At 61.5% G+C, this 24944-nt stretch carries 21 protein-coding genes; 8 read left to right on the forward strand and 13 right to left on the reverse strand.

The genetic code is table 11. The annotated features are described in order from the left end of the window. Positions 1–316: 316 nt before the first annotated feature. Both KBY75_RS12545 and KBY75_RS12550 read right to left on the reverse strand, forming a co-directional pair. Positions 317–853 carry an isoprenylcysteine carboxylmethyltransferase family protein gene (locus tag KBY75_RS12545; protein ID WP_255024135.1) on the reverse strand — a complete coding sequence of 179 codons (537 nt, stop codon included), beginning with the start codon at positions 851–853 and terminating at the stop codon, positions 317–319. Beyond that, positions 847–1434, reverse strand: a complete 588-nt coding sequence (locus KBY75_RS12550) for a methyltransferase domain-containing protein (protein WP_255024136.1) — start codon at positions 1432–1434, stop codon at positions 847–849. The genes KBY75_RS12545 and KBY75_RS12550 overlap by 7 nt, the downstream gene beginning before the upstream one ends. Before the next feature lie 97 nt (positions 1435–1531). Here KBY75_RS12550 and KBY75_RS12555 point away from each other — a divergent pair, with 97 nt between their 5' ends. Next, positions 1532–2215, forward strand: a complete 684-nt coding sequence (locus KBY75_RS12555) for a cupin domain-containing protein (RefSeq protein WP_255024154.1) — start codon at positions 1532–1534, stop codon at positions 2213–2215. Positions 2216–2318: 103 nt separating this feature from the next. Here KBY75_RS12555 and KBY75_RS12560 read toward each other — a convergent pair whose 3' ends face one another. Then, positions 2319–3110 carry a class I SAM-dependent methyltransferase gene (locus KBY75_RS12560; protein WP_255024137.1) on the reverse strand — a complete coding sequence of 264 codons (792 nt, stop codon included), beginning with the start codon at positions 3108–3110 and terminating at the stop codon, positions 2319–2321. Positions 3111–3860: 750 nt separating this feature from the next. Here KBY75_RS12560 and KBY75_RS12565 point away from each other — a divergent pair. From KBY75_RS12565 to KBY75_RS12575, 3 genes are all read left to right on the forward strand, one after another. Then, positions 3861–4433 (forward strand): peroxiredoxin, encoded by a 573-nt coding sequence (locus tag KBY75_RS12565; protein WP_255024138.1) that lies wholly within the window; start codon positions 3861–3863, stop codon positions 4431–4433. Between the two features lie 348 nt (positions 4434–4781). Then, positions 4782–5291 (forward strand): GNAT family N-acetyltransferase, encoded by a 510-nt coding sequence (locus tag KBY75_RS12570; protein WP_255024139.1) that lies wholly within the window; start codon positions 4782–4784, stop codon positions 5289–5291. Then, entirely contained in the window at positions 5288–5692 is a 405-nt protein-coding gene (locus KBY75_RS12575) for a PPC domain-containing DNA-binding protein (protein ID WP_255024140.1), read from the forward strand. The genes KBY75_RS12570 and KBY75_RS12575 overlap by 4 nt, the downstream gene beginning before the upstream one ends. A 79-nt stretch (positions 5693–5771) precedes the next feature. Here KBY75_RS12575 and KBY75_RS12580 read toward each other — a convergent pair whose 3' ends face one another. Continuing rightward, complete coding sequence (locus tag KBY75_RS12580; RefSeq protein ID WP_255024141.1) at positions 5772–6158, reverse strand: hypothetical protein; 387 nt, start codon at positions 6156–6158, stop codon at positions 5772–5774. A gap of 83 nt (positions 6159–6241) precedes the next feature. Between KBY75_RS12580 and KBY75_RS12585 the strand changes: the two genes are divergently transcribed. Both KBY75_RS12585 and KBY75_RS12590 read left to right on the forward strand, forming a co-directional pair. Continuing rightward, positions 6242–6841 (forward strand): thermonuclease family protein, encoded by a 600-nt coding sequence (locus KBY75_RS12585; protein ID WP_255024142.1) that lies wholly within the window; start codon positions 6242–6244, stop codon positions 6839–6841. Between the two features lie 138 nt (positions 6842–6979). Next, on the forward strand, positions 6980–7624 hold the full coding sequence (locus KBY75_RS12590; protein ID WP_255024143.1) for a hypothetical protein: 645 nt from the start codon (positions 6980–6982) through the stop codon (positions 7622–7624). 92 nt (positions 7625–7716) lie between these two features. Here KBY75_RS12590 and KBY75_RS12595 read toward each other — a convergent pair whose 3' ends face one another. Next, positions 7717–9909 carry an AAA family ATPase gene (locus tag KBY75_RS12595; protein WP_255024144.1) on the reverse strand — a complete coding sequence of 731 codons (2193 nt, stop codon included), beginning with the start codon at positions 9907–9909 and terminating at the stop codon, positions 7717–7719. Positions 9910–10009: 100 nt separating this feature from the next. Between KBY75_RS12595 and KBY75_RS12600 the strand changes: the two genes are divergently transcribed. Next, complete coding sequence (locus KBY75_RS12600) at positions 10010–10912, forward strand: hypothetical protein (RefSeq protein WP_255024145.1); 903 nt, start codon at positions 10010–10012, stop codon at positions 10910–10912. Positions 10913–11078: 166 nt separating this feature from the next. Continuing rightward, positions 11079–12134 (forward strand): restriction endonuclease, encoded by a 1056-nt coding sequence (locus KBY75_RS12605; RefSeq protein WP_255024146.1) that lies wholly within the window; start codon positions 11079–11081, stop codon positions 12132–12134. 3 nt (positions 12135–12137) lie between these two features. Here KBY75_RS12605 and brxL read toward each other — a convergent pair whose 3' ends face one another. From brxL to KBY75_RS12645, 8 genes are all read right to left on the reverse strand, one after another. Next, the gene (gene brxL, locus KBY75_RS12610; RefSeq protein WP_255024147.1) at positions 12138–14204 is read right to left on the reverse strand and encodes a BREX system Lon protease-like protein BrxL; all 2067 of its coding nucleotides are present in this window, start codon (positions 14202–14204) and stop codon (positions 12138–12140) included. A 6-nt stretch (positions 14205–14210) separates the two neighbouring features. Then, the gene (locus KBY75_RS12615; RefSeq protein WP_094560568.1) at positions 14211–14609 is read right to left on the reverse strand and encodes a type II toxin-antitoxin system VapC family toxin; all 399 of its coding nucleotides are present in this window, start codon (positions 14607–14609) and stop codon (positions 14211–14213) included. Further along, a complete protein-coding gene (locus tag KBY75_RS12620; protein ID WP_255024148.1) occupies positions 14606–14941 on the reverse strand; it encodes a type II toxin-antitoxin system Phd/YefM family antitoxin in 336 nt (111 codons plus the stop codon). The genes KBY75_RS12615 and KBY75_RS12620 overlap by 4 nt, the downstream gene beginning before the upstream one ends. Positions 14942–14953: 12 nt before the next feature. Next, on the reverse strand, positions 14954–17491 hold the full coding sequence (pglZ, locus tag KBY75_RS12625; protein WP_255024149.1) for a BREX-1 system phosphatase PglZ type A: 2538 nt from the start codon (positions 17489–17491) through the stop codon (positions 14954–14956). Continuing rightward, entirely contained in the window at positions 17491–18843 is a 1353-nt protein-coding gene (locus KBY75_RS12630) for a type II toxin-antitoxin system HipA family toxin (protein ID WP_255024150.1), read from the reverse strand. The genes pglZ and KBY75_RS12630 overlap by 1 nt, the downstream gene beginning before the upstream one ends. Then, the gene (locus KBY75_RS12635) at positions 18843–19097 is read right to left on the reverse strand and encodes a helix-turn-helix domain-containing protein (protein WP_255024151.1); all 255 of its coding nucleotides are present in this window, start codon (positions 19095–19097) and stop codon (positions 18843–18845) included. The genes KBY75_RS12630 and KBY75_RS12635 overlap by 1 nt, the downstream gene beginning before the upstream one ends. A 257-nt stretch (positions 19098–19354) precedes the next feature. Further along, complete coding sequence (gene pglX, locus KBY75_RS12640; RefSeq protein WP_255024152.1) at positions 19355–22912, reverse strand: BREX-1 system adenine-specific DNA-methyltransferase PglX; 3558 nt, start codon at positions 22910–22912, stop codon at positions 19355–19357. Positions 22913–22962: 50 nt separating this feature from the next. Next, positions 22963–24768: a hypothetical protein gene (locus tag KBY75_RS12645; protein ID WP_255024153.1), complete on the reverse strand. Its 1806-nt coding sequence runs from the start codon at positions 24766–24768 to the stop codon at positions 22963–22965. Positions 24769–24944: the final 176 nt, after the last annotated feature.

Raw genomic sequence — 24944 nt, forward strand, 5'->3', positions numbered from 1 at the left:
TGCCGCGAGCGATTTGGCGATGGAATTCGCGATCGTAGTATAATTCATTAGTCTTTAAGAGAACGCCTCGTCTATATCCTAGTCACAGAAGACAACCGTGAGTCAAACGCGCAAATTATTGTCATGTCGGCATGCGAGGCTCTTCCTTGCGAGTCTGCGAATCGGAACGATAGATCTGTGCGTGACGTTGTCAGGCAACGGCAGAGTATGTACTGCCGAGTTTGTCCAAACGGCAAGAGAGAAAGCCCAATCCAACTGAATGATGGCCGCACGATGGGGAGATTGTCTGCGCAACGCTCAACAAGGAGAGCCAGGGCTACCGCCAGTCGAGACCGGGCAGAAAGGGAACGATCGCCGGGGTGGAGGTCATGTAATCGGCATAGCCGCTGTGCATGGAACACAGGCGCTGCTCCTCCCGTCGTGCCTTGAGGCTGAGCACGGTCGCCAGCACCAGCAGCAGGCCCAGGTGCAGCAGGCTGCCGAGGGCCAGAGTCACCCCCAGGGAGCAGAGCAGCAGCGACTGGTAGAGGGGATGGCGGCAACGGCCGTAGGCCCCCACGGTGACCAGCGGCGCTCCGGGCATCGGTTCCGGCAGCGGACTGAGACTGTCCCCGAGGTTCAAGGCCCCCTGGGCGCCGAGGAGCAGGCCGATCAGGACAGTGAGCCCGCCGATCAGGCGCAGCGCCAGGGGCCAGTGAATCCCCAGATCCGAGGGCGGAGGCGTTGGCGGCAGCCAGTGGGCGGCGATCAGGATCATCTGCGCCAGCACCCACCACTCGCCGTGGCGGTTGTCCCTCAGCCCCTCCCAGGAGAAGCCCCACTTCTGCAGACGTTCGCTCAGTTGGCTCAGCATGATTCGATCTCGTCAGGTGAAGGGGGTGGGCCTGGCTGGCGCAGCTGGGCTTCCACCAGCTCCGGATCACTGCCCCAGGGCGGGCCGCCTGGCTGGCGGTGGCACCAGAACAGCCCCAGCAGCCAGCCGCCCGGCGTGAGCAGTCGGCACGCGGTGGCGATGTAGTCCTCCCGCAGGCCGGGATCGATGGCGCAGAAGCAGGTGTGCTCCACGATCCCGCTGAGGCCGCCGGGAGTCAGGCCCGCCGCCTCCAGGGCCTGCCGGTCGAACAGGTCGGCCTGCAGCCACTGCAGGGTGTCCCGCGCCTCGCCATGGAGCCTGCGGGCCTCGCGCAAAGCCGCGCCACTGAAATCCAGACCGATGGTCGAGAAGCCGAGCTCTTCCAGCAGGGCAACCTCATGGCCGCGTCCGCAGCCAGGCACCAGCACCCTGCCCGGTGCCTGGGGCGCCAGCGGATGGCTGCGCAGGAGCTGGGCCAGCGGTGGGGCGGGCTGCTCCAGCTCCCAGCCGTCTGCGCCTTCCTGGTAGCGCTTGTCCCAGTGGCTCGCATCGGCGCTGAGGGCCTGTCTGGAAGGGCTCATGCCTCCAGCTTGTCCTGTTCAATCACGACATGTGTTGAGCCGCATGGAGGCATTGCCGTACCACGGCTGTGCAAAGCGGTTGAGCACAATCGGGGGCATGGACCTGCATGCCGACCTAACCCAGCGGGCGTTACTCGATACCAACGCCCTGGCCTGGAGTGCGTCCCCGATGGCGGGGGTGGAGCGGCGGATGCTGGATCGCCGCGGCGGCGAGGTGGCCCGAGCCACCTCGATTGTGCGCTATGCCCCGGGGAGTCGCTTTGAACGCCACGTCCATGGTGGCGGCGAGGAACTCCTGGTGCTGGAGGGCACCTTTTCCGATGAGCACGGCTATTACACCGCCGGCACCTACCTGCGCAATCCCGTGGGCTCAAGCCATACCCCGTTCAGCGACGGGGGCTGCACGATCCTGGTGAAGCTGCAGCAGATGCACCCGGCCGATCAGCAGCGGCTGGTGGTCGACACGACCAACGCCGCCTGGGTGCCGGGCTTGGTGCCAGGACTGCAGGTGCTGCCGCTGCATGCCTGGGGCTCGGAGCACGTAGCCCTGGTGCGCTGGGCTCCTGGCACGGTGTTTCAGCCCCATGGCCATCCGGGTGGCGAGGAGATCCTGGTGCTCGCTGGCGTGTTCCAGGACGGCCAGGGCAGCTATCCGGCCGGCAGCTGGCTGCGCAATCCGCCCGGCAGCGTGCACCGGCCCTGGAGTGAGGCGGGCTGCAGCATCTGGGTCAAGACCGGCCACCTACCGGCAACGCTGGGGCCCGATGGCTCAGAAGCGTGAATCCGGAGTCTCCAGGAAGGCTGGTTCTTCAGGGCTCGTTTCCAGGGAAAGCAAGGCCTTTGCGGTGTCGGAAGCGGTCATAACGAGCGATTAAGTAGACGCATCAAAGGCTTGGCACTGTGCCCCGGATGGCATGAGCCCGCCCTGTCAGGCTGATCGAGCCGCTGCCGGATGGCTGCAGGCGGGCTTGCAGCAGCTCACGGAAGCGGGTGCGTTCCTCTTCGCTCATAGCCTCGAGAGCCTGACCGGCGCTCGGCCCCCCGAGGACGGTGTTCCAGAGGTCGTCGAAGTCGGTGTAAGTGCGTTCTACCGTGATCACTCTGGTGTAGATGTCGCCTAGGCCGGCGGTGACCCAGAGATCGCTCAGCGCTTCAATGCGGGAGGAGCTAACACTGGGCGGCATGGGAATGGCCCTGCCGACAGCGCCCATGGTTTCATTCACGCTCTGATACGGGAAGCCCCCACCCTCCATATCCCAGGCATAGGCGGCCACGGTTCCACCGGGGGCCACGACCCGTGCCATTTCGGCGACACCCTGCACCGGTTCCGGTACGAAGAAGATCACCAACGGCATGACCGCAAGATCGAACGCCTCGTCTGGGAACGGCAGGGCCATGGCGTCGGCGTTTACAAAGTCCACGCACTGCAGCAGTGGATGCTGCCGGGCATAGGCGAGTTGCGCCTCCGACGGGTCGATGCCAACGAGCGCGAGCGGTTTGTTCTGCTCGGCGACCAGTTGCGTGAAGGCACCATTGCCACAGCCCACATCCAGCCAGCGCTGGCCCTCGTTCGGGGCGATCCAGTCGAGAAACTCCTTGCCGGCGAGGCGACTCCAGACCCCCATGAAGCGGTCATAGCCGGCCCCATCGGTGAAGCGGATCGGTTCACTGGTCATGGCCATCGGGTGCCAAGGGGTTCAAGGCTGCGGTTCGCTCACGCTGGCACTTCGAGGTCGCGGCCGGTGCCTCACCTTCCCAAGGCCAGGTTGACAGCGATCGGTTGGGTGGGTGCGTCTGGTCCAGCTGGGTGTCCTGGCCTGAGAGCAGCGAATTACAGCAAGGCTCGGAGCCTTGGCCCCGAGCATTTGCCTGCTCAGCCGTGGTGTCTTCCCGAGGGTGTGCGGTGTTCAACGCAAGGCTTCGTCCTGGCTGTCATTTCAGCCAAGGCCGCGCATTCGGGTGGTTTGCCCCAGTTCGCTGGCGACCAACGTGCCAGCGCCGGCATCACGAATGGATTGAGGCGTTTCTGATGTCGCACCGATAGGTGCGCTCTGCAAATCAGCACCAGCAGCTGGTGGCCTGAACCTCAGCGCTGCTCTAGTCAGCGCAGCAGCAAAACTGGAGTGACGCCAATGGGCGAGGTGATGACCCACAACGCACCTTGAAGTGCAGCTCTGATTGCTAAAAGAAGGCAGTCGGGGGGGGGGGGGGCACACTGAAGCAGGTGCCCAGGCTTCCCTTGCCCGGGCTCCGGACCGAGATGGGTCATCAAGATCGACGATCGGTACCGCATCAGCAGCGCCAGGACGCCCTGATACCGCTGGAGCGGCGCGCCGACACCGACACTCGCTCCTGTTCAGCACAAATACTCATTGTCAGCCGAGCTAACTCGGAATGAGTATGAGTTAGGCAATCACCAGTTAGCCATGACGGTCATCACCCATGTGCCCCAGGTCACCTTCAAGACCCGCGTTCGCGACGAGTCGGTTCCCGGTTCAAACCCGTACCGCTGGCAGGACCTGACCAGCGACGACATTTTTAAGGGACGCAAAGTGGTCTTGTTTGCCCTGCCCGGTGCCTTCACGCCCACCTGTTCCTCCAACCACCTGCCTCGTTACGAGGAGCTCAATGATGAGTTTCGAGCCCACGGCGTGGACGAGATCATCTGCCTATCAGTCAATGACGCCTTCGTGATGTTCCAGTGGGGCAAGCAGGTGGGGGCCAGAAATGTGTTCCTGCTACCCGATGGCAACGGCGAGTTCAGCCGCAAGATGGGAATGCTGGTTGACAAGTCCAACTTGGGCTTCGGGTTGCGTTCCTGGCGCTACTCGATGCTGGTGAACGACGGCCAGATCGAGAAGGTGTTCCTCGAGCCTGACTACGGCGACAACTGCCCGCTCGATCCCTTCGAGGTGTCGGACGCCGACACGATGCTGGCCTTCCTCAAGGGCAACGAGCCTGAGGGCGTGACCAAGCCCCGCCGCGATTTTGAAGGCTGATTTGACGCCATGTCGAGCATGGCTCCCGGGTGATAGCGCCATCCAGGGCCACAACTGTTGATCGCCGGTGGGTCCGTGTACTCAGCTCCAAGCGGATGACTTCCATTCTCAATGTGTGGTCTACCCCGGCAATCTCTTACTAAGGGTGCTCGGCGCAGGGCATCCCTGGTAGGGCCGTGCCTTGAGGAGTGGCTACGGATTCTGGTTGGCAACAGATTTGGCGATCGGCGGCAAGTTGACAGCCCCGGGCTGTTCAGATTGCTGATGCGCTAATCGGAAAGCCGGTTGGTTCAGTAGCGAGGGGGAAGGAGAATCACCATCCCCTGAATCCCTCTCCCCTGGCCACGTATGCCCCTGCAGATCCGCCCCTACGAGCCGGCCGACTGGCCAGCGGTGTGGGCGCTGCTGGAGCCGGTGTTCCGCGCCGGTGAAACCTTTCCCCATGACCCGGCCATCAGCGAGGCAGAAGCCCAGCTGGCATGGGTGGAACAGAGCCAGGCAGTGATGGTGGCTATGGATCCGGCCGGGGCCGTGGTGGCTACCTATTACCTCAGACCAAACTCCCTCGCGCTGGGAGCCCATGTGGCCAATGCCGGCTACGTAGTTGCCGAGCACTGCCGCCGCCAGGGAATCGGCAATCGGCTCTGCCAGCACTCGCTGCAAGCCGCCCGGCGGCTGGGGTTTCGGGTGATGCAGTTCAACCTGGTGGTGAGCACAAATACCGCCGGCATCCACTGCTGGCAGGGCAATGGCTTTCAAGTGGTCGGCACCCTGCCGGGGGCGTTCCGTCACAAGCAGTTGGGTTACGTCGATGCCTTGGTCATGGTCAAGGGGCTGGTGGAGGGGCCGACCCCATGAAGGTGGTGCCGTTGCGGCTGCAGCCTGGAGACGACCTCCGCCAAGCGCTGGAAACCTGGATGGGCGAGCAGGAGGAGCAGGCCGGCTGTGTTATCAGCGCTATCGGCAGCCTCTCGGTGGCCAAGCTGCGCTTCGCGGGAGCCGCGGCGGCCACAACCATCCACGGAGAGCTGGAGATCATCAGCCTCTCCGGCACCCTTTCAGCCGATGGTGCCCACCTCCACATCGCCTTTGCCGACAGCAGGGGAGCGGTGATCGGCGGGCACCTCTGTCCGGGCTCCCTGGTGCGCACTACCGCCGAGCTTGTGATTGGCCTGCTGCCGGAGTGGCGATTCAGTCGGGAGCTGGATCCGGCCACCGGCTATGCCGAGCTGCGGATCACTCCTCGGGCTCCTGGCTGAGGGGCGGCAGACGCCGCTCTACCTGCAGAAACACCAGCCAGGCCCAGCTGCTCCAGGCAGAAGGTCTCTGGTACGTGCTTCAGCGGCTCTTGACGCAGTACCCACCTGATGAATACCAGCCCAGCGGGCATACCTTGCCGCTCTTTTGAATCGCTTCCCGCTCGTTACTGGGGCTGCTGAGGCAGTAGTTGCCAGAGGAATAGAAACCCAGCGGGCAGCCAGCGCCGCTTTTCTCGATGGCGCCGCGGGTGTTGCCCCCGGAGCTGGGGACGCAGTAGCCGCCAGAGCTGTAGTAGCCAAGCGGGCAGCCTCCCACTTTGGTCAGCGGTTGCACCGGCTGCTGGGCTAGGGCATTTCCTGCCGCCAAAGCTGCAATCGCGCAGGCAAGGAGCAGCCGATTGCGGCCCAGCGTCTTTTGAGGCATAGATACAGATTGGCGCAGATCAGCCCGCTGCATCCAGCTCATGCAGGAACAGCATGAAAAGGCTGCCGGTGCAAACTCCGGCAATGGCTAGAAGGTTTCTGCTGGGTGTGGTTGCGTTGGCGGCCTTGGCCTGGCCAAGCGAGGTAGTCGCTCAGGGCGTCATGGCCACCGTGCTCTCCATCGGCGACGGCGACACCATCCGCGTGCGTCAGGCCGGTAAAGCCCTCACCGTGCGGCTGGCCTGCATCGATGCACCTGAGACTGCCCAGAGACCCCACGGCCAGCAGGCTCGCAGCTACCTGCAGCAGAGGCTCCCTGTCGGGCGCGAGGTCAGGCTCGAGGTCAAGACCACTGATCGCTACGGCCGTTCGGTTGCCGAGGTGATCTCTGACATCAACATCAATTTGGCGCTGGTGGAAGACGGTCAGGCATTCGCGTATCGGCAGTACCTGAGCGGCTGCGATGCCAAGGAGTATCTGGACGCGGAATACCCCGCCAGCCGGCGCCGCTACGGGGTGTGGCAGGTGGAGGGCGGCATCACCCGGCCCTGGGACTTCCGCAAGGGCCGTAGCTCCGCGGTGATCCCCGATGGCACCACCCCGGGCGGCCGGCGTTACCGATGCAGCGAGATCAGCTCCTATGACAAAGCCCAGGAGCTGCTACGTCAGGGACACAGCTATTTAGATGGCAATGGCGATGGGGAAGCTTGTGCATCTCTGCGGTAAGCAGCGATCCAAAGTGCCATCTCAATAGGAATAATCTGCATATAAAACGTTGTACCTATGCGGTGTTGGCATTGAATTAGCGGTTATCAGCAGTTTGCGGCATCTGAGGGTCTAGATGGGTGTCACCAGCGGGTGACCATGCACTCCTCCATCTATCGCCTTGCGGCGGGCGCCGCAGCAGCAGCAGCAGCAAGCGGAATCTCCGCAACGCCAGGCCTTGCTGCGGTGTATCAGGCACTCTGCACCGGTGGTTCGGAATGCACCGTCACCCTGGCTAATGGTCAGATCGGAACACCTGGCCTAATCATTCAGAAAGATCAGGTGCTCTCTTGGTCACAGGGTGGTTCAGGAAGCAAGACTGATGTCGGCATGGGCGTTGCCGGTGTCGTGCTCTTTGGCCTGCCAGGCCTGATTGGCTTTGCTGCCAAAAAACACGACTACACCTTCTCGATCAACTACGTCGATGAAGCCGGCAATATTCAGGCAACGGCAGTTGGCTTCAAGAACAACGTCCCAGCCAATCAGTTCATGATGGAAATCATGGGTATGACGGGATTGAGCGTCGGGGAGGTCAACAAGGATCTCCAGGGGCGTATTGACCAGATCAAGGCAGAGTCAGCCGAGAAAGCACGCATTGCGTCACTGGACTGCGCCCGTGCGCTCAAAACCTATAGCTGCAGCTGGAATGCCTATGTAGCAGCCAACCCAGCTGTCCAGATCTGGGCCAATAAATACCCCGCAATGGTTCCAGCAGAGAAGGCGCGGCTTAGAACTATTGATTGATTCCTTCGGGCTGCCAATAACTCAAAATATTTTGATCGCTCCGATAGCAGCCATGCAGCGCGCCTGAGAGGACTAAGCCTCCAGCCATTCTATTAACTCCGCAGTCGGTTAGAGAAACCATCGCGTTGCACAGGAGTGACGGAAGACGCCGTTACTTCAGGGCGATTGGCCCCAATCGCCTCCCGGCAACGGTCAACCAGCTCCTGCCTGAGCGCATCAGGGCTTTCGATCCGAATGCCACCGCCAAAAGCAAACAGCCAACTGCGTAGGTCGATGTCGGCTGCCACGGTCCAGAGAGGTAGCTCCAGTTCCACCGGATAGGGGTGGCTTTCGCTGGCGGTGCCAGGTTCGAGCACATGCGGCGCCTTGGGGTGGTGCCACCAGCTATCGCCAGGCAGGGGCTTGGAAAAGCGGGTGTGCTCGATCGGGTAGCGCTGCAGCCCCTCACGGATAAAGGCAAACGCCCAGGGGGCGCAGCAAAAGCGCAGGGTGGTGAGCATCTGGCTGCGCCGCTGGGCCGAGGGGCTGGCAATCGACAGCTGCTGCTCCAGATCAGCCCCGAAGTAGATGCCGCCGCTGTGGTGCAGCAAGCGCTCCAGCCTTGCCAGGGCGGCGGAATGTTCCTCGCTGCTGCGGCGCAGGCCGCCATCGCTGCTGCGCAGGGCTAGGCGATCTAGCCGCTCGCTGCGGATCAGACCCTGCTCATGGCCCACCTGGTCTTCCTCGTAGAGGAGATACCAGCCGACGTTGTGGAAGATCAGCTGCAGCGGCCACACCCTCAGCGCGCCAGCAGGGCTATCGGCAAAGCTGCCAACCCCCGGGTAGCGCTCAAGCAGCACCCGCCTGTGCTCAACGATTGCAGCCTCAATGGCATCAGCCCGCCTAGGTGCTGCCAGCGAATCGCGCCGCACCAGCTTGGTATCGACCACCGCATGGCGGGCGTAGCTGCGCACTGGCGCCACACCATTAGCGCTGATCCCTGCCCAGCCCAGCCGCTCATCAAGCTCGGCCAGCAGGTTTTGAGCAGAAGGATCGGCCAGGCGGCCGGCGCTCTGGCGCAGCACGTTGTGCAGCTCCTGCAACCGCGCCGCAGGCAGCACAGCGGTGCCCAGGCAGTAGCCATGACGCACGTTGTCATTGCGGTTGCGGAAGCCATAGGGGGTAAGGATCTTCTCGAGGTCCTTACGCAGGGTGGCTGTTTCACCGCTCAGGTAAGAACCGGGGATGACCTCGGTGGCGGCAATCAGGTGCTGGTGCAGGTTGGCGCCGCGCTCGGCCGGCCGATCAAAGGGCTGCTGCAGCAGGTGACGCAGCAGGGTCATCACCCGCAGAAACACCGGCCCATCGCCCATGGGCGGCACCCCGCCATGGCTTGCACCACTTCCAGCATCACCCCGCTTGCGCTGGGGAACCTCTGCCAGCTGGATTGACGCCGACACCGGCACCGCGCTGGAGAAGCCATTGGCCTCCAGCCAGGCCAGATCAGCTCGGATCGCAGTGGCATCAGCAAAACACTGGCCATGCAACTGGCCTAGAAACGCCGCAGCACGAGCGGCCAGATCACCCTGGGGCAGGGGCGAGAGGATCGCCTCCAGCTCCTCGGCGCTGGCCGGATCAGTGGCGGCCAGATCGGGCCAAGTGCTCAGCAGCTTGATCAGATACAGCAGTCGCTCGAGATCAAGCAGCCGCGAGTAGCCGTGGCGCTGCAGCTTGCGCTCACGGTTGGTGGCAGAGCGGATGCGCTTATCAAGCCCGGCAAGTTCTGCCTGCAGCACCGGCGTCAGCTCGCCGTGATGGGTAGGCACCACAGCGCAGATCGCGGCAAACCCCTCCGCTCGGCATGGCCCGAAATGGGGATCAGCAAGGGCAGCGGCCATCTCCTGGATCACCGGCACCGGCACGGCCCGCTCGCGCCGGCTGTTCCACTCCATAGAGGTGGGCAGGTCGGTGTAGAGCCACCAGCCGATCCACTCCACCGGAGCAGGCAGCGGCAATGCCTGGGTGATTGCAAGGCGCCAGGCGCGGCGGGCATGGGTGGCATCGACGATCACCGGGATGCCAGCGGCCACGGCCTCTTGAATGCGCTGGTGCAGCCGCTGCTGGATATCGCCCCAGGGACCCTGCACTGCTGCATCACCAAAGACTTCGGCGCGGATCACGTCGGTGGAGAGCACCAGCGCAGGCGGTTCACCGGGGCCAGTGAGCAGGGGCGCCAATGCTTTTGCCAGCGTGGTTTTACCGCTGGCGGGCTGGCCGATCAGCAGGTGGCATCGCAAGAGCGCCATCGCGGCAGAAGCATCAAGGGCTTCCACTATTTCGCACGAAAAAGAGCATCGCCAGCCTCCGGAGCATTGACGCTGCATTCAGCAACACCTTCTGCCTCCCTTGGCCCACTCCTGCAGCAGCAGCGCCCGCTCCACGCCCCGGCGGGCTGAGAACTCCTACGCGCCGCCAACGCCCTTAGAAGACCTGCACATCCTCGATTTCCTCGAGCTGGCTGGCTCGCAGGCCAAGGCAGGTGCGGCACTAGCGCTGCACCAATCAACCGTATGCCGCAGCCTGCAGTTGATGCAGCAGCAGTTCCAGTTGCTGCCGCGCCAGGGGGCGCCCGTTTGCCGCCACGGCCAGAACGCCTGCCTGCACCATTTGCGGCTGGCATACCGGGAGCACCGGCTGATGGCTGGGCTTATCCGGCTCGGCACGGACCTGCTGCACCAAAGCCTTTTGCATGGCATGTCGGGCGTGCAGCTTGTGCCGGCACGCTTTCGCAGCGCTGAGCATTGGGCTGAGCTGGTGAGCCACGGCCTGCTCGATGGCGCAATCGTCAGCTCCTTCTGCCTGGAGCAGCAGCTGCAGTCAGGTCAATCGCCCAAATGGAACGGGCTAACCGCCATGCCCCTGGGGCAGCTGGCCTTGCAGCTGGTAGCCACAACCACAGAAGCAAAAAAGGTGTTGCTGCCGCGAAGGGGTGCGCTGCCGCTGCTGCATCAAGCCCTGGAGTGGCAGGGCCTTGGGGTGGCGCAGCAACCAGAGGCCTGCCAGGAACCTGCCGCCTGGCTCAAGCGGGCTAGGGACCGCAAGCTGGCGATGCCCGTCTGCGCTGACTTGCTCGGTCCTGGCTGGCTCAAGGCCAATGCTCTGGTGCCTCTAGCAGCGCAGCCACCACTGATCGAGCAGCTATGGCTGCTGCTGCCCCGAAGTGCGGCGCACAGCAAGGCAGCACGGCTTTGCCTGCGGCTGCTGAAGGTGCAGATCAATCGGGCTCAAGTTGTGCAGGATCTGCATTAAATCCTGTGCTGATCACTCGTTGACAAATCTCGGCACGAGGAGTGAATGACGTTTCCGGAGGACCTGCGAAAGGGAAATCTGTGGACGCCGGATCAGGGCCTAAAGCTCGGAATCGAAACGGAGTAAGAGTTGTGGTGCGGTTAGATGGTGTCGAAGGAAGGAAGTCATGACTCTCTGGCTGATCCGCGCCGGATCCCGGGGCGAGCACGAACAGAAGTTCCTCGATGAGTGCCGGGTGTATGTGGCCTGGGATGGCCTGGACGTGGACCTTGGGGCGCTTGCTGATCGGCAGGCGTTGGTCCGGGAACTGGAAGTGCGCTTCCCAGATGAAAAAGCGAGAGCACTGGTGAACTGGTCTTCCCAGGTTTGGCCCTTCGTGAAGGAGATGGCCAAGGGCGATTGGGTAGTGATGCCCTCCAAGATCCAGTCCGGCTTGTATTTCGGAGAGCTCACCAGCGACTACCACTTTGAGGCGGAAGGGCCAAATCCCTACTACCACTGGCGGTCCATCAACTGGTTCAGTGGCCTGATACCCCGCAGCGTCTTCCCCCCAGACCTGCTGTATTCCTTCGGGGCGTTCATGACGATCTGCCGGGTACAGCGCAATGACGCTGAGGCCCGGGTCAAGGCGATGGCCACTCGCAACTGGAAGGCCGAGGGCGTGAAGGATTCCGCGCCGCGTACGCCGGCAGGTCTTCAAGAGAGTGAGGGGAGTGAGGAGGCAGCAGATGCAGCCAACGTCAACCTGGAAGAGCTAGCCGCCGATCGGATTGAGCGTTTGATCGAGGCCCGTTTCAAGGGGCATGGCCTTACCGCACTGGTGGAGGCGATCCTTCGGGCGGAGGGCTACACCACCTACCGCAGCCCGGAAGGAGCGGATGGCGGAGCCGACATCTTGGCGGGCGGCGGTGAGCTGGGCTTTGGGAAGCCACAGATCTGCGTGGAGGTGAAGTCAGGCTCGGATCCGGTGGACCGGCCCACAGTCGACAAGCTGATCGGCGCGGGGCAGAAATTTGGTGCCGAAACCTGCCTGTTCGTGAGCTGGGGTGGTTTCAAACCCAATGTCCAGAGGGAGCTGGCAAGAGATTTTTTCCGGGTGCGCCTCTGGAGCCGCAAAGATCTGCTGGAGAAGCTCTTCGCCCACTACGAACAGCTGCCTGAGGAAACCCGCCTTGCCCTTCCTCTCAAGAAGGTCTGGATGGTGGCCCAGGAGGCCGACTAATTATCAGGACTCAGTCCTGATGTAACTCACCTCGCATCCCTTCACCATCCGTGCTTCTTGGACGGCAGCTTCTGCCTTGAAGGCTGAGAACTCGAACCACTGGAAGATGTCAAGTCCACGGTCGAGGCTGATTTTCCAGCCATTGTCTGCGGTGATGCTGCGGGCATGGAAGTTGGGGCTTGCATCGATCTCCCAACTAAAGGGTGTGCAGGTACCGGCAAAGGAATCTTGCACCTGGCCGAGGTTCTCTACCTGCTTTTCCATTGTCTCTTGATCAGAGCCTGTGATCAGGTGAACGGTCACCTCATCACCAACCGGGGTGATCTCGTTGACCATGCGCAAGAACTCCACCAGGTTGCGGATCTGATGGAAGGCGCGGATGTAGGGATCGCGGATGATGATGGCACTGCAACCTCTGAGGTGGTCTGCAAATAGGCGCCGGTAACTCCAGCCTTTGGTGTTCTCAGGCACCACCAGATGCTGTTCTTTTGCAGGTGCACTAGCTGCGGCTGTGTTGGCCGTCGCTGTTGGTATGACGGCTTCTGAGCTGGTGACCTCAGGGGCACCCTCTGGGTTCAAAGGCCGCAAGCCTGCAAAGGCCGGATATTGCTGCTCCTCCGGCGTCAGCACCGTGACAGCTGGCCCGCCACCAACGGGCTGATAGGCAAAGTCGTTGGCCTTGAAGGTGTCGTCGATGCGCAGGATCTGCTCGCGCACCCGGCGGCGGCATTCCATGGCGAACTCGAGCAGCTCGGCGATCTCCTCTGGTTTGGCCTTGCCGTTGGGGTGAATGATCTTCATTAGGCCCGAGAAGGTCTTCTCAAAGCCCGTCTGGTCTCGGGTTGATACCTCCGAGCTGATCTCGAAGTGAGCTTTGTAGAGGCCGGTGTAGTCCTCAGTGCGTAGATGCTTGAGCACCTCCGCGATGTAATCCACCACAAAGCCATAGCCGGTGCAGAACAGCTCATGGCGCACCGGCTGCACCTCCCAGCCGGGATTGAAGGCGTGAATGCGATCAAGGAAGGCCGAGTCGATGTATTTATCGGGTAGGGGCTCGTAGAAGTGGGAGTGCTTGAGCATGTAGGCCACCGACTTCTGGGTGTTACCCATAAACACCATCGAGGCTTCCGCTGTGAGCTGCTCGATGCCCCGCGAGAAGGTGCGGTTGGCCATGTAGTTCTTCATGATGTCGACCAGCGTCTTGTCGACCTTCTTGTCCTTGCCGGCAAACTCGTCGAAGCAGATGCAGTCCCAATAGCCCACCAGGCCGATCTTACCGTTGGCGTTACTCACGAACAGCTTGGGGGCGGTGACCTCGGAGCCTGAGATCAACATGCCGTGGGGCGAGAACTCTGCGTAGACGTGGGACTTACCCGTGCCCTTGGGCCCCAGCTCCAGCAGGTTGTAGTTGCGCTCGCAGAAAGGGATCAGCCGGATCAAGGTGAGCAGCTTGCCCCGCCTCGTGAACGGCTCGGGGTTGAAGCCCACGCTCTGCATCAGCACGTCGATCCATTCGTCGGTGCTGAATTGGGCCCGGGCTGCCAGGAACTCGTCGTGGTCGACGCCGGGCACCTGGATCGGCTTGACGCCGGCGATCTGCCAGGGGCTGGCCTTGGGGTCGGTGGGGAGTTCGTACTCCACATCGGTGATGGCCCAGATGCCACCCACCAGCAGCTTGGGATAGCGCTTGACGTAGGAATCTTCGATCGGCACCTTCTTGATGCCAAGGTTGGTGAACTCCACCTCGTGGAAGCCACCCTTGTCGTTGAAGGTCACGGTGATCTTGTCGATCACCTTGTGGCTGCCCTTGTCCTTGATGGTGGATTTGATCAGCTCCGCCTGGTTGCGGTGCACGTAATGCTTGGAGAGGATCCGCCGCACCGACTCCAGTCCATCGCTGATCTGGGCCGGGTCGTCCGTGGAGCAGTGCTGACCGAGTAGGTACTCGAGCACGTAGGTGGGCACCACGGCGTTCTGCTTGAGCTCGGTGGTGAGGTCCTTGCGGACGACGTTGCCGGCGAAGTGCTCAAGGATCTTTTGGTCCAGGGGGCTGGGTGCTTCAGGCGCCATCGGATCTCACCAGAGGGTTTGGCAGGGGAAGGTGGAAAGCTGGGGATCGGCGCTGAGCAGCACCAGTCGATCTAGTTCGGCCTGGGCCGCCAGCATGCGATCAAAGGGATCGCGGTGGGGCTGGCTGTAACCGCCTGCCCGCAGCCCATGGGCCAGGGAGATCGGCAGCGCTTCAAAGCCATCGGCTTGCAGTAAGCCAGGCAGATCAGCGATCACGCCGTTGAGTTCGGGCAGCTTGCCCTGGTGGTGTTTGAGGCTGAGCTCCCAGACAGAAGCCGCACTCACCAGCACGGGAGTAGCTGGGTCGCTGAGCAGCTCGCGCACAGCGCCGGAAAGGCGATCGGGATCAAACCACCACCACAGCAAAGCGTGGCTGTCCAGCAGGTAGGCCTCCCCACTGCTCATCGCTGCGGCGCCTCAGGCAGTAGGGCGCCGGACTCCCAGCTCTCCAGTTCACTGGGGTCCATGGGTTCGAGCAGCAGGTCGGGCTGGCTGAGGGGGCCCCGACTGCGCAACCGGCCTGGGATGCGCTGGGGAACGGGCGGCGCCAGGGGCATCAGCCGCGCCCAGGGTTTGCCGGCTTTGGCCAACACGATGGTTTCGCCGGCATGGGCCTCATCGATCAGACGCGACAGGTGGGTTTTGGCCTGGTGGACGTTCACCATTCGCATGGGATCAGCTCCGCACGACGATTCCCGCATGGCGGCCTCAGCCATTGACTTGATTAGTTTAGCCATGGACTAAGGCCATCAAAAGTCGTCGAAGTCGCTGCCAAAGGGCCGCTGCAGCTTGAGCTCCACGCTCTTGTAGGGAACTGGCGTAGCGACACCATCGAGCTGCTGCTCCAGGCGCAGCTCCAGGAGCTGGTTGTTGTAGGCCTCGGCGGCGTTCGAGAGCTCAAGGATCACCTGCTGCTCCCGCTCGCGGGCCTCGCCTGCTGCGGAATCCAGCAGCACGCTGCGGTGGGGACAGAGCAGGGTGCCATCGGCCTTGGCGTAGAGGCCGATGCGCAGCTGCAAGGGCAGGCGCTTTTTGGGCTCCACCGCCTCCAGCTGGAACAGGCCAAAGGAGAGCTTGCCGGTGGTGACCTTGGCGGGCACCCGCAGCAGCTCGGCCTCCACCACCCGGCTCTCGTCCTTGCGTTCGCGTTTGAGCTTGATCACCGGCACCACCACCTCCTGCAAGGAGGTGCCGCCATGCACGAAGCGTGAACCCGAGCCTGAGCGGGGGAAGCGATCAAGCCCAAGAGGGAAGACTGCCTCCCAGCTGCCACTCAAGCCCAGCTCACCAGCGGTAAACACCTTCTGGCCAGCACTGGCCTTGATGCCCCTGCCCAGGGCAAAGCGCCTGTTCTTGAAACTGAGCTCGCTGGCAGGCGGGAACTCGGCGCGGTCGTTGGCATCGACAGGTTCCTGTTGAAACAGGAAGCCGTGGTCAGCGGTGATCACCGCCTGGCTGCCCTTGAGACTGGCGATCTTGCGCAAGATCAGCTCCAGCTCATCAAAGGTCTGCTCCACTGCCTGGCAGGTGTTGGCCTCGCTTTCGCGCTTGTCGCCGATGCGGTCGATGCAGTTGTGATAGATCACGATCAAGTCGTAGTCGCGGGTGAGTTCGGCACCCTCCTTGCTGGTGGCGAGGCTCAGGAAGTCCTCCGCTTTAATCGCCTTGGCACGGCCCTTGGCGTAGGCCTTGAGAAACTTGTCGCGGTTCTCAGTGCCGGCAGCGCTCTGGCCATCCACCAGTGCATTGGAGTCGCTGGGGTTGAGGCCCAGCTGCGCACCAGGCAGCAGCGCAGCCATCCCCAGCTGCGTGTAGCTGGGGAGCACCCCCAGCAAGGCCTCCACCTCGGCCTGCCAGCCCTTGCCGGCCTGGCTGTTGAGGCGATCGGCAAAGTCCCGGGCGGCCTCGTAGCGCAGGGCATCGGAGATCACCACAAACAGGCGCTTAAGACCTTTGGAGGAGAGCGGCGCATGCACGTAGCGCATGTGGAACTCCTTCTGCCTCGGCAGGGTGCTCGATCCCCAGTTACTGAGGCCAGCCACCTGATCGCTCCAGCGGTTGGTGAGCGGCAGCAGCACGTTGTTGACGTACTGGGCTTCGAGCCAATCGCGCAGCGGCTTGAGCAGCCCGGGCTGCTGGTAGGTGCGGGCGTGGAAGATGCAGCGGCGGTAGGCCTGATCCAGGCGCCACCAGCCGTTGCAGTAGCGCTGCAGCCCCTCCTCGAAGCTCGGCACGAGCAGGTCAGCCTTAGCCAGCAGGCCGCGGAAGGTGATGGCCTGCTCCAAGGCGCGGTAGCCGTGCTGGTGCTTGCCAAACCAGCAGGAGCTGCTGCGGTTGCGGAACACCTCCAGTAATTCCGCGTCTGAGGCGTCACCCTGAAAACGCTGCAGCAGGCGGCTGAGCACAAAGCGCTCGATCAACTCATAGCTGTCGTCGTCATCTGGCTCGTAGCTCTCTGGTGCGTCGTTGAGCTGCTCCTCTACGCGCAACACACCGGCCAGATGATCACTCCACTGCTCAAAGGCAGGCCTAGAGCTGAGGCTGTCTTTCCAGATACTCAGGAACACCCGGGCGTGGGGCAGCAGCTCGCCAGAGGGGCCAATGCTGCTGACGCTGTTGAACAGGCCAACAGCAAAGTCGCGCAGGTTGGGCTCCGGGCTGGCGTAGCCAAACTTCTCGCCCACTGCTTTCCAGAAGTGGCCGCTCAGTTGCTGGCTGCCGTAGAGGGCTTCCACCGGGTCTTCGCCATCGGGGTTGGCCGGCTCCAGCTGACTGAAGGCATGCAACAGCAGCTTGTCGATGTCGGGCGGCTGCTTGGCCAGCACCGCCAGCATCTTGAGCCGCACTGCCGCTTCGTTGTCGTTGGGACGCAGCAACTCCTTGAGCTTGGTGGTGCGCACCGGCGAGCGGAAGAAGGCCTTGTGCTGCTGGGCCAGCTCCTTGAACTCCAGTGTCAGGCCGGCCTCCTGGATGTCGAGTGAGGCCCGATCGGCGGTGAACTCATGGCCCGCCAAGAGCAAGTCCAGCAGCCAGTTGTCCGGTTCTGGTGGCTTGGGGGTGGGTAGGTAGAGCAGGAAGCGCTTATCCAGCGGGGCGCGGCTGATCGCCACCTTCACGGAGAACTCGTTGCGCTCCACCCGCAGCTTCTCGGCCGCAGCGGACTGGTAGTCAGCGAACTCAGAGGCCCACTCGCTATTGGGGTCGTACCAGAGCACCACCCGCTTGCGAGCCAGAGCGCTGTCAAGGCTCTCGTGGATGCGGCTGGTGGCGGCGGGGGATGCAGGCATCACGGGAGTTGGCGCTGAAGCAGTTGGAGCTGAAGCTGGCTGGCGGAAGCTTGCAGTCCGGTTAATACAGGTTCGGCGACGGTCTGCGGAAATCCAGCAGGCAGCTGGGTCTGCATTGAACTAATTACAGCTGGAGTCTGGGCGATTAGATCATCGAGGATGAGTTGAGCCTCGCCGAGGCCAAGCCGTTTTGCGGTGAGCAGCATGCGGCGGCTGGTGATCTCCAGGGGCTTGGTATAGCGCCCTTTTTCACCATGCCAGGCCATCGCCATCCTGAGCTTTTGCTGGGGCCACTGGCCGCTGGCCCGTCCGATCACCGGCCAGGCCGAGAGCACGTCATAGAGCGGGGTGAGCTGAAAGCGGCCGCCAGGATTGAGAAAGAGGCTGAAGTTTTTGGCGTGGCCATCAATGGCGCGCAGCATCCAAAAGAGCACCTGCGCCTTGAAAAAGGTGGTTAGGTCGCTGCGCTCTGAGGATTGGGCCAGCAGTGCGGCAATGGCCCCCATGCCGGGGCCGCCATTGTTTTCGTATTTGCTTGCTGCTGGTGTGGAGGTGGCCTGGCAAAAGTCTTCTGTGGGCAGGCGCAGCCAGTAGGCACCACTTGCATGCAGGCGGCGATCAAAACGCTGCACGATTAGGCAGCGCTCGCCGTCGAAACTTGCCATCTCCGTGGAGGCCACAGGCAGGCCAAAGGCCTGGAGCACCTGGCTGCAGAGCCACTCGTTTTCCACCGAGGAGCTGAAATCAATCTGCCCCTCGCCGATTACCCCCATCGGCAGCTTGAAGAGGTGGGTGGTGGGGGTACTGCCCAGCGGCAGGCACCATTGGTTGTTGTGCCAGAGGAAGGCGGTTTTCTCCTGGGCACCGGCCACCGAGAGCCGCAGCGCATCGGCTGCCGGGTCCAAGGAGCCTGGAGCTGGGGCCGCCGTGACGGCGCGCAGGCGCTGGCCGATGTCCTGGGCTGTGAGGGGGCTGGCTTCAATGCGATCAATGCCGCTGGGCAGCTGATCTGGCGGCAGCAGCTGCACGGCACCGGCGCAATCGCGGCCGATGGCAGCCAGCAGATCGAAGGCACTGGTGCTGGCGGCCTGAAAACGGGCCTGGGCTCTGCGGCGGATGGCGTCGCTGTCGGGGAGGAGGTTGTCAAACCAGCTCTCCACGGCGTTGCCGCTGAGCGTTGTGGCCCCGAAGCCCGCCGGCAGTGATAGCGACAACGGGCGGAACTGGCTGGAGTGCAGCCAGGTTTCGTCGTAAGTGAAGGTCTGTGGCCCCCGAGCCGGCAAGCTCCAGGTGCCGACCTGTTCGCCGTTCATCCACACCGCCAAGGAGCGCGCCCGCGTTGGCCTGCCCATCACCACTCGGCCGGCTCGTTGCCGCTCTGGCGGGGCCGCACCACTAATTCGAGATCGAGCGCGGCGGTGATCAACAGCAAGCGCTCCAGAGTGAGGCGCCCCGGTTGCAATTCGAGCTGGGAGAGCCGGGCCTGGCTGGTGCCACCGGCCTTGAGGGCTAGCTCTTGCTGGCTCAGGCCCTGCTGCCGCCGAACGCCTTTGAGGAGCAGCCCCAACTGGGCAGGGGCGCGGATCACCTGCTCGCCTGCGGCCATGAACTACTTGGAATCTCAATAAACGCACTTTACCAGAATTCTTAATGAATGGCTTTTATTGAGAATCCGACTGGAAGGGGCTGAGCCGCGAAGGGCAGGTATTGGCAGATCAACCAATACACCGCAGGTATTGGCTCACTGAAGCGATCGGCCAATACTTCGATTCGCTCAGCGACTCTGCCCCTGACTCTGCCCTTGACTCTGCCCAGGGAGCCCGACTCTGCCCCTGAGCTGAAGCGTCTTGCCCAGCCATAAGCTCAGTCCTCCTTCGCTGCCAGGCCTGGGATAACAGCCAGCACGTCCTGCAGCTTGAGGTAGTTCACCTTCACGCCATCATCGAGATCGAGCTCGATGCGTTGCTGGGCCAAGGGCAGCAGGGCGTCCTCCTCCCAGGCCTGGCATTCCTTGAGCACCTTGGTGATCTTGTCGGCTTCCTTGCGGGCTGCGGTGCGATCTCGGGTAGGTAGGTCGTCGTTGAGTTGATCGAGCCCGAGCTGGGCCAGGCGGGCTTCCAGCTTCTGCAGGTAAGGGCGGAAGTAGTTATTGAGAACGAGATTAAGGGTGTCCTTGGTGTAGCGGTGCAGGTAGATCAGGCAGGCGAAGCCACCTTTAGCGGGTCCAGCAGGGCTCTGCACCATCCAATAGATCGGCCGCTTCTTGTAAGTCTGCAGGTGGTCTTTGTAGAAATCGCTGCAGAAGTACTTGCGGACATCCTTGCCCAGGGACTCCTCGATGAAGCGCAGGTTTTCGGCGACGCTGCTCTCGGGGAAAGTGACGGTAAGAAACTCGCGGGTGCGGGCGACGATGTCGTCTTCGAACCATTCGCCATCAAGTACGGGGATGATGCCGTCAGGGTCGGGCTTGAACTGGACTTCGCTCAGTAGCTTACCGACTTTTTGTTCGTAGGCAGTGAGTTGTTCAGATTGACTGTCTCGGGAGTCGGCAAGGATTAAACCGGGTTGATCGAGGCTGTAGCGACCCATCATGCAGCCGCTGGCGTAGGAAAGGAAGGCAGCGATGTCTTTTCGTTCACAGCCACGCGAAATGACAACGTCATCTAGATGCACTTCCGGATCAAGCTGTTCACCAAGTCCAAAATGACGAAGAAGAATTCGGTTGTTTTGGGTTTCTAGAACGCTAACTCGTTCTATCATGTGTTCTTGCCGAATCCTGTGTAGAGACCAGCTTGACGACAGATTGCCGGGCCGAAGCGCAATACTCGTAGACTCCTCGACTGCCGCCTCGAAGCCATTGGAGCCAATCAGAGGTGAGCAAGCGAAATCCCAGCTCACCTCATTCATGTCCCAGTCAGCCTTAGATAACTCAATTAACTCGCGAGCATTAGATCTTAATTCTTGGCCTTCTGTGGGCATTGCTAACGGAATTCGCCCGACAGGTCCCTCCATGTAATCCAAGGTGGGACATAGCGCCCGAAGAAAGCTCTTGGCCACGCAAGAGTTTAGAATAGACATTATTTCATGCAAGCTGCTCTGGTCGGTAGGGAAGCATGCTGATCCTTTCGATGAGAAAACTGATCCTTCCAGAAGTCGAAATGATGCAGGACTAGAGGTGAAGGTTGACCAGGTTATGCCTTGCTTAAAGTAGTAAGCAGAGTTCTGCACTCTTGACTTTGGGCGACCCGATTCGTTGCCATATTCCCTGATGAGCTTGCCATCATTTTGCCAATTGACGACTAGCTCATAATTTCCATACCATTTGCGAAAGACGCCTCCCTTTGAAATCGGATACCACTTGCAGATGCTCTCGCGAGCCTGCGCGACGGAAGTCGCGTTAGTCTCTATCCGCGAACGTTCAACCTCATGCCAATATCTAAGAAACAACTCGTTATTGCCAGTAATGAGCCCTTGACAGACATCTGCATGATCCGCAAGAACCTGTCCATTCAGCAGATCTCTTGCTCTGTCTGGCAGCCAATACGCTAGAGGAGTATTTCGGATATCCAGAAACTTGCGCTGATCAACTACGAACTTGGAGTCGTCAGAGATTCGAGCCAGCAATACCTTTTCTTTATCTGCAGACTGATCTGAGGTATTCAGGTCAATAAAGATGCTCATTCCGCCGCTCTTGGATGTTTTAATTACATAAGCGGCCGCCAAGACCTGCTTGGAATTCATCTCTGGAAAACAGTTGTATCCTATGTCGACAAGGCTTACGACGCTGTATTCGAGGAGTAGCTGGCGCCTATATGAATCGTCGCCGGTGAACATCCATCCTTGTTTTGTGACAAAAGCCGTCAGTCCGCCAGCCCGCAAAAAGATAAGCGATCTTAAGACGAATGCTTGATATAAGTCATTCGTAGAGCCTATGGGGCTTGTCGGGCAAGCCCCTTTTAGAGTTGAGTTGTATTTTCTTACTTCCATGTAGGGCGGATTGGCCACGGCAACGTGATACCGCTGAGTGAGCACCTCGGATTGTTCGAGTGCGCGCAGGACTTTGAGGTGCGTATCGCGCAGGAAGAACTGACCGCCGAGATCCTTTGCCTCGATGGTGTGGCGGACAAGGGCGATGGCCCGTTCGTCGAGACAGGGTTGGATGAGCGAGCCGAAGTTCTTCGCTTCCTCAAATTGATGGAGCAGCTTGAATAGGTTTGGATCGAACAGCTCACCGAGATCGAGTGCTTCGATGTAGTCGTTGAGTTCGCCCTCAGCAAACTGCACATCCTGCAGCTCGATGATTTGGGGCCTTACCAGCTGCTCGGGCTGGAAGAAGCGCCGTGATTGTTCCCGCGCCTTAAATACAAGAGCCAACTCGGCGAGCTGGGCGGCGCGGGGACAGATCTCCAGCCCATGTAGGTTGTGCTTAAGGATCAAGCCAGGGATCTCGTTGGGCGAGTAGCCCTCCTCCTCATAGATCAGAACCAGTAGGTCAAAGGCATAAGTGAGCATGTGCCCGCTACCGCAGGCTGGATCCAGCAGCTTGATCTCTTCTGGCTTGGTGATCTCGAGGAAGTCTGTTTCGGATTCGCCCTCGATGTAATAGGGCATTTGTTCGCGCAGCTTTGAACCAGGCCGGTTCAGCAGCCAGATCCTCCCTAAGGAGTTCTCCACCAGGTAGCGAACGATCCAGTGCGGGGTGAATAGCTGTGTGACGGCTGGGATGTCTTCTGTTGGCACCGCCTTCTTGCGTGCCATTACTTCATCTTTCTTTTCAGCGATATAGAACTGATAAAGCCAGCCCAGGTTTTCTACGTCTTGGCAGTCGTCGTCGGTGATTTCCTTGCGGAACGCCCCCACAATTGAGCCATCGCTCAATAAGTCATCGGGCAGCAACAGCTCGCTTTCATCATCGAGGCCTTCAAAAAGGTTGGGAAGCAGCTCGTGGTAACAGCGGCAGACCGCCAGTACCAGCTGGCGATAGACCTCACCCTGGGGATCTGCTCCAGCAATTGCCGTTTGAACTTGCCCATCCAGCAAGCCATGCAACCTGCCTTGATCGGTATGGCTTTGCAAATCCGCCGGTAAGTTCCCCGCCCGCATCAACTTCAGCAGCTCCGGCTGGGTTTCACCTTCTGCTGCCGGCATCAACACCTTGCAGCCAAATGGGTGACAGGCCCTGGCATCCAGATAGCGCAGGGCGCATAGGCGGTTGAACCAGGTGTACGCCACCCGCTCCAGTAGCTGTTCGCGGTTTTCCTCTTCCTGCTCCCGTAGCTCAGCAATCTGCTTCGCGAAGGTGCTGAGCGTGTCCGGGGTCTGGCTGGTGAGAAGCAGATCCAGCTTGCGGCCCACCGCCTCCAGCAGCTGCCGGCGCATCGCCGGAGCGAAGGTCTTCAGGGCAGCGGTGTTGACGGGCATGGATCAGTTGCTGGTCTGAGAAACGAGTGAGCAGGAAGAGAAGGCAGAGTTCAGAGACTGATCCGGTGCCCCTGATCGAGTTCGGCCTGCGCAGAAGCGCGCAGCGCCTCTAGCCACTGCTGCAGCTCCTGGTTGTTGGTGATCTGGCTCAGGGGGCAGTTCACCTTCAGAGCTGAGGCCGCCACCACCTTGATGGGTGCAGCCGTTGATGTGTCCGCCGGGGCTGCCAGCGCCGCCATCCGCTGGAGCTGTTTGGGCACCTCATCGTTCCGGTAGCGGCTCACCCGCAGCAAGGCCCGTCCTGGCTGGCTCGCGGCCTCCACATCGGCCTTGGCTGCGGCCGTGGCTGCCAGCACCTGCTCCTGTTTGCTCGTCTCCAGCTTTTGGAAGTCGGCGGTTGCCTTCAGGCGGGCTTCCTGCTCGCTGATCTCCTGCAGTGCCTTGGCCTTGGCCGCCGCCAGTCGCTCGCCCAGCTGCTTCTGCAGTTCCGCCATCGCGCTGTTGGCCTGGGGGATCAGGCCGCCGGCATAGGGCTTGTCGCTCTCCAGCAGCATTCGCAGCGGCCTCACCTGTTCGGCCGGCAAGTCGGCGAACTCATCGCCGTAGCGCAGTTCAAAGGCCCGCACTTCGTCGTAGACCGTTTTTTGATTGCCGTTGAGGAACTGCTTCAGTGGAGTGATCAAGTCTTCCTCGGCATCCAGCCAGCTGTCCTTGAAGGTATTGAGCTGGTTGAGCAGGTAGCCGTCGTCCTTCTTGGCCATCGCCTCGGCCTGCTCCGCCCAGGGCTTCACGGCGGCCAGGAAGGGGTAATTGGCGGACTGCGCTGCTATCTCCCGCAGGTCCTGGGCTTCTTCTGCCATCGCCATGCGGAAGGCTTCGCAGGTGCTGCGGGCATCGGTGCCGATGCTCTGCGTGTTGAACAGCTCCTGGTGGAAGCGCTTGAGCGCATTCACCGTGCTGGTGTCGTACACCTCCTGCTTGCGCACGCTCACGCCGCCCAGCTTGCGGCTGTTGGTGAGCGCCTCGATCACCTCCACGCTGCTGAGCAGCTCCTTCTCCCGCAGCTCCAGCTTCCCGAGCCGGTAAAGCCGCGCAATAAAGGTGAGGGTGGCCCAGTTACTCCAGCCATAGGGGCGCCCCTCAAACTTGCGCACCAGCGCTTCTGCGCTCAGTCGCTCGGCTTGATTTTTGCTCCTTTCCACCTCCACCAGCACTTCCTGCTCTGCCTCAGACAGCTGCACCGCCAGGCCATCGAGCAGGTCGTCCTGGTCGCGCACCACCGCCGCAACGGTGGTCTCGTTGAAGGCCCCGTGCACCATCTTCAGCTTGGGGAAGGCCGAGCGGATCAGCTCCTGGTAGGCCTTGCTGAAACGGGTCTTGGGGTCACCTTCTCCCACCGAGAGGGTATGGCCATTCACCACCAGCACGGCCAGGCGCAGTTGCTCTTCCGCTAGCCGGGTGATCTCCTGGCGGCGGCTGCCGTTCTGCTTAGCCCGGATCGCCAAGATGGCGTTGAGGGTTTCGTCTTCGCTGCCGCTGTTCTGGCGTATGTAAAGGTCGGTTTTGAGCTGGCTGCGGATCTGATCGAGCAGCCGCTCCTTGCCCGGCAGCACCGCCATCAGTTCGGTGCCACCCATGTTGCGGCTATGCAGGATCGCCTCGCTGCCGTAGTTGGGGTGCTCTGGTGTCACCAGGTTCACCACCACATCGCCCTCCTTGCCCTTGATCAAGCCGTCGTCGATCTTCTGGGCGAAGGAGTAGTCGTTGCCGTTGTCGGCAAAACGGATCTTGTTGCTTTGCAGCACGTCGTCAAACACGATCCGCTGCAGCGCCTTGATCACTTCTGAATCCGACACCTCGGTGCGCTTGATCTCCTGCTCAACATCCTTTTCCTTATCGGTGAGGAACTCGTATGTCCCGCGTCAAGCCCCTTGGCCGATTGGCGTCAATCAAGTTGGCCGGTGAGGGGAACTGATCGCCCCCCGGTTGTCGCCGGCGACAACCGGGGGGCGATGACGCTGGAGGCGACACG

This window comes from Cyanobium sp. T1G-Tous, from assembly GCF_024345455.1.
Taxonomy (GTDB): Bacteria; Cyanobacteriota; Cyanobacteriia; order PCC-6307; family Cyanobiaceae; genus Cyanobium_A.

Bases quoted from the DNA above. Each gene is read 5' to 3' on its own strand.
- KBY75_RS12545 (WP_255024135.1), bottom strand. From the start codon at position 853: ATGCTGAGCCAACTGAGCGAACGTCTGCAGAAGTGGGGCTTCTCCTGG.
- KBY75_RS12550 (WP_255024136.1), bottom strand. From the start codon at position 1,434: ATGAGCCCTTCCAGACAGGCCCTCAGCGCCGATGCGAGCCACTGGGAC.
- KBY75_RS12555 (WP_255024154.1), top strand. From the start codon at position 1,532: ATGGACCTGCATGCCGACCTAACCCAGCGGGCGTTACTCGATACCAAC.
- KBY75_RS12560 (WP_255024137.1), bottom strand. From the start codon at position 3,110: ATGACCAGTGAACCGATCCGCTTCACCGATGGGGCCGGCTATGACCGC.
- KBY75_RS12565 (WP_255024138.1), top strand. From the start codon at position 3,861: ATGACGGTCATCACCCATGTGCCCCAGGTCACCTTCAAGACCCGCGTT.
- KBY75_RS12570 (WP_255024139.1), top strand. From the start codon at position 4,782: ATGCCCCTGCAGATCCGCCCCTACGAGCCGGCCGACTGGCCAGCGGTG.
- KBY75_RS12575 (WP_255024140.1), top strand. From the start codon at position 5,288: ATGAAGGTGGTGCCGTTGCGGCTGCAGCCTGGAGACGACCTCCGCCAA.
- KBY75_RS12580 (WP_255024141.1), bottom strand. From the start codon at position 6,158: ATGAGCTGGATGCAGCGGGCTGATCTGCGCCAATCTGTATCTATGCCT.
- KBY75_RS12590 (WP_255024143.1), top strand. From the start codon at position 6,980: ATGCACTCCTCCATCTATCGCCTTGCGGCGGGCGCCGCAGCAGCAGCA.
- KBY75_RS12595 (WP_255024144.1), bottom strand. From the start codon at position 9,909: ATGGCGCTCTTGCGATGCCACCTGCTGATCGGCCAGCCCGCCAGCGGT.
- KBY75_RS12605 (WP_255024146.1), top strand. From the start codon at position 11,079: ATGACTCTCTGGCTGATCCGCGCCGGATCCCGGGGCGAGCACGAACAG.
- brxL (WP_255024147.1), bottom strand. From the start codon at position 14,204: ATGGCGCCTGAAGCACCCAGCCCCCTGGACCAAAAGATCCTTGAGCAC.
- KBY75_RS12615 (WP_094560568.1), bottom strand. From the start codon at position 14,609: ATGAGCAGTGGGGAGGCCTACCTGCTGGACAGCCACGCTTTGCTGTGG.
- KBY75_RS12620 (WP_255024148.1), bottom strand. From the start codon at position 14,941: ATGGCTAAACTAATCAAGTCAATGGCTGAGGCCGCCATGCGGGAATCG.
- pglZ (WP_255024149.1), bottom strand. From the start codon at position 17,491: ATGCCTGCATCCCCCGCCGCCACCAGCCGCATCCACGAGAGCCTTGAC.
- KBY75_RS12630 (WP_255024150.1), bottom strand. From the start codon at position 18,843: ATGGGCAGGCCAACGCGGGCGCGCTCCTTGGCGGTGTGGATGAACGGC.
- KBY75_RS12635 (WP_255024151.1), bottom strand. From the start codon at position 19,097: ATGGCCGCAGGCGAGCAGGTGATCCGCGCCCCTGCCCAGTTGGGGCTG.
- pglX (WP_255024152.1), bottom strand. From the start codon at position 22,912: ATGCCCGTCAACACCGCTGCCCTGAAGACCTTCGCTCCGGCGATGCGC.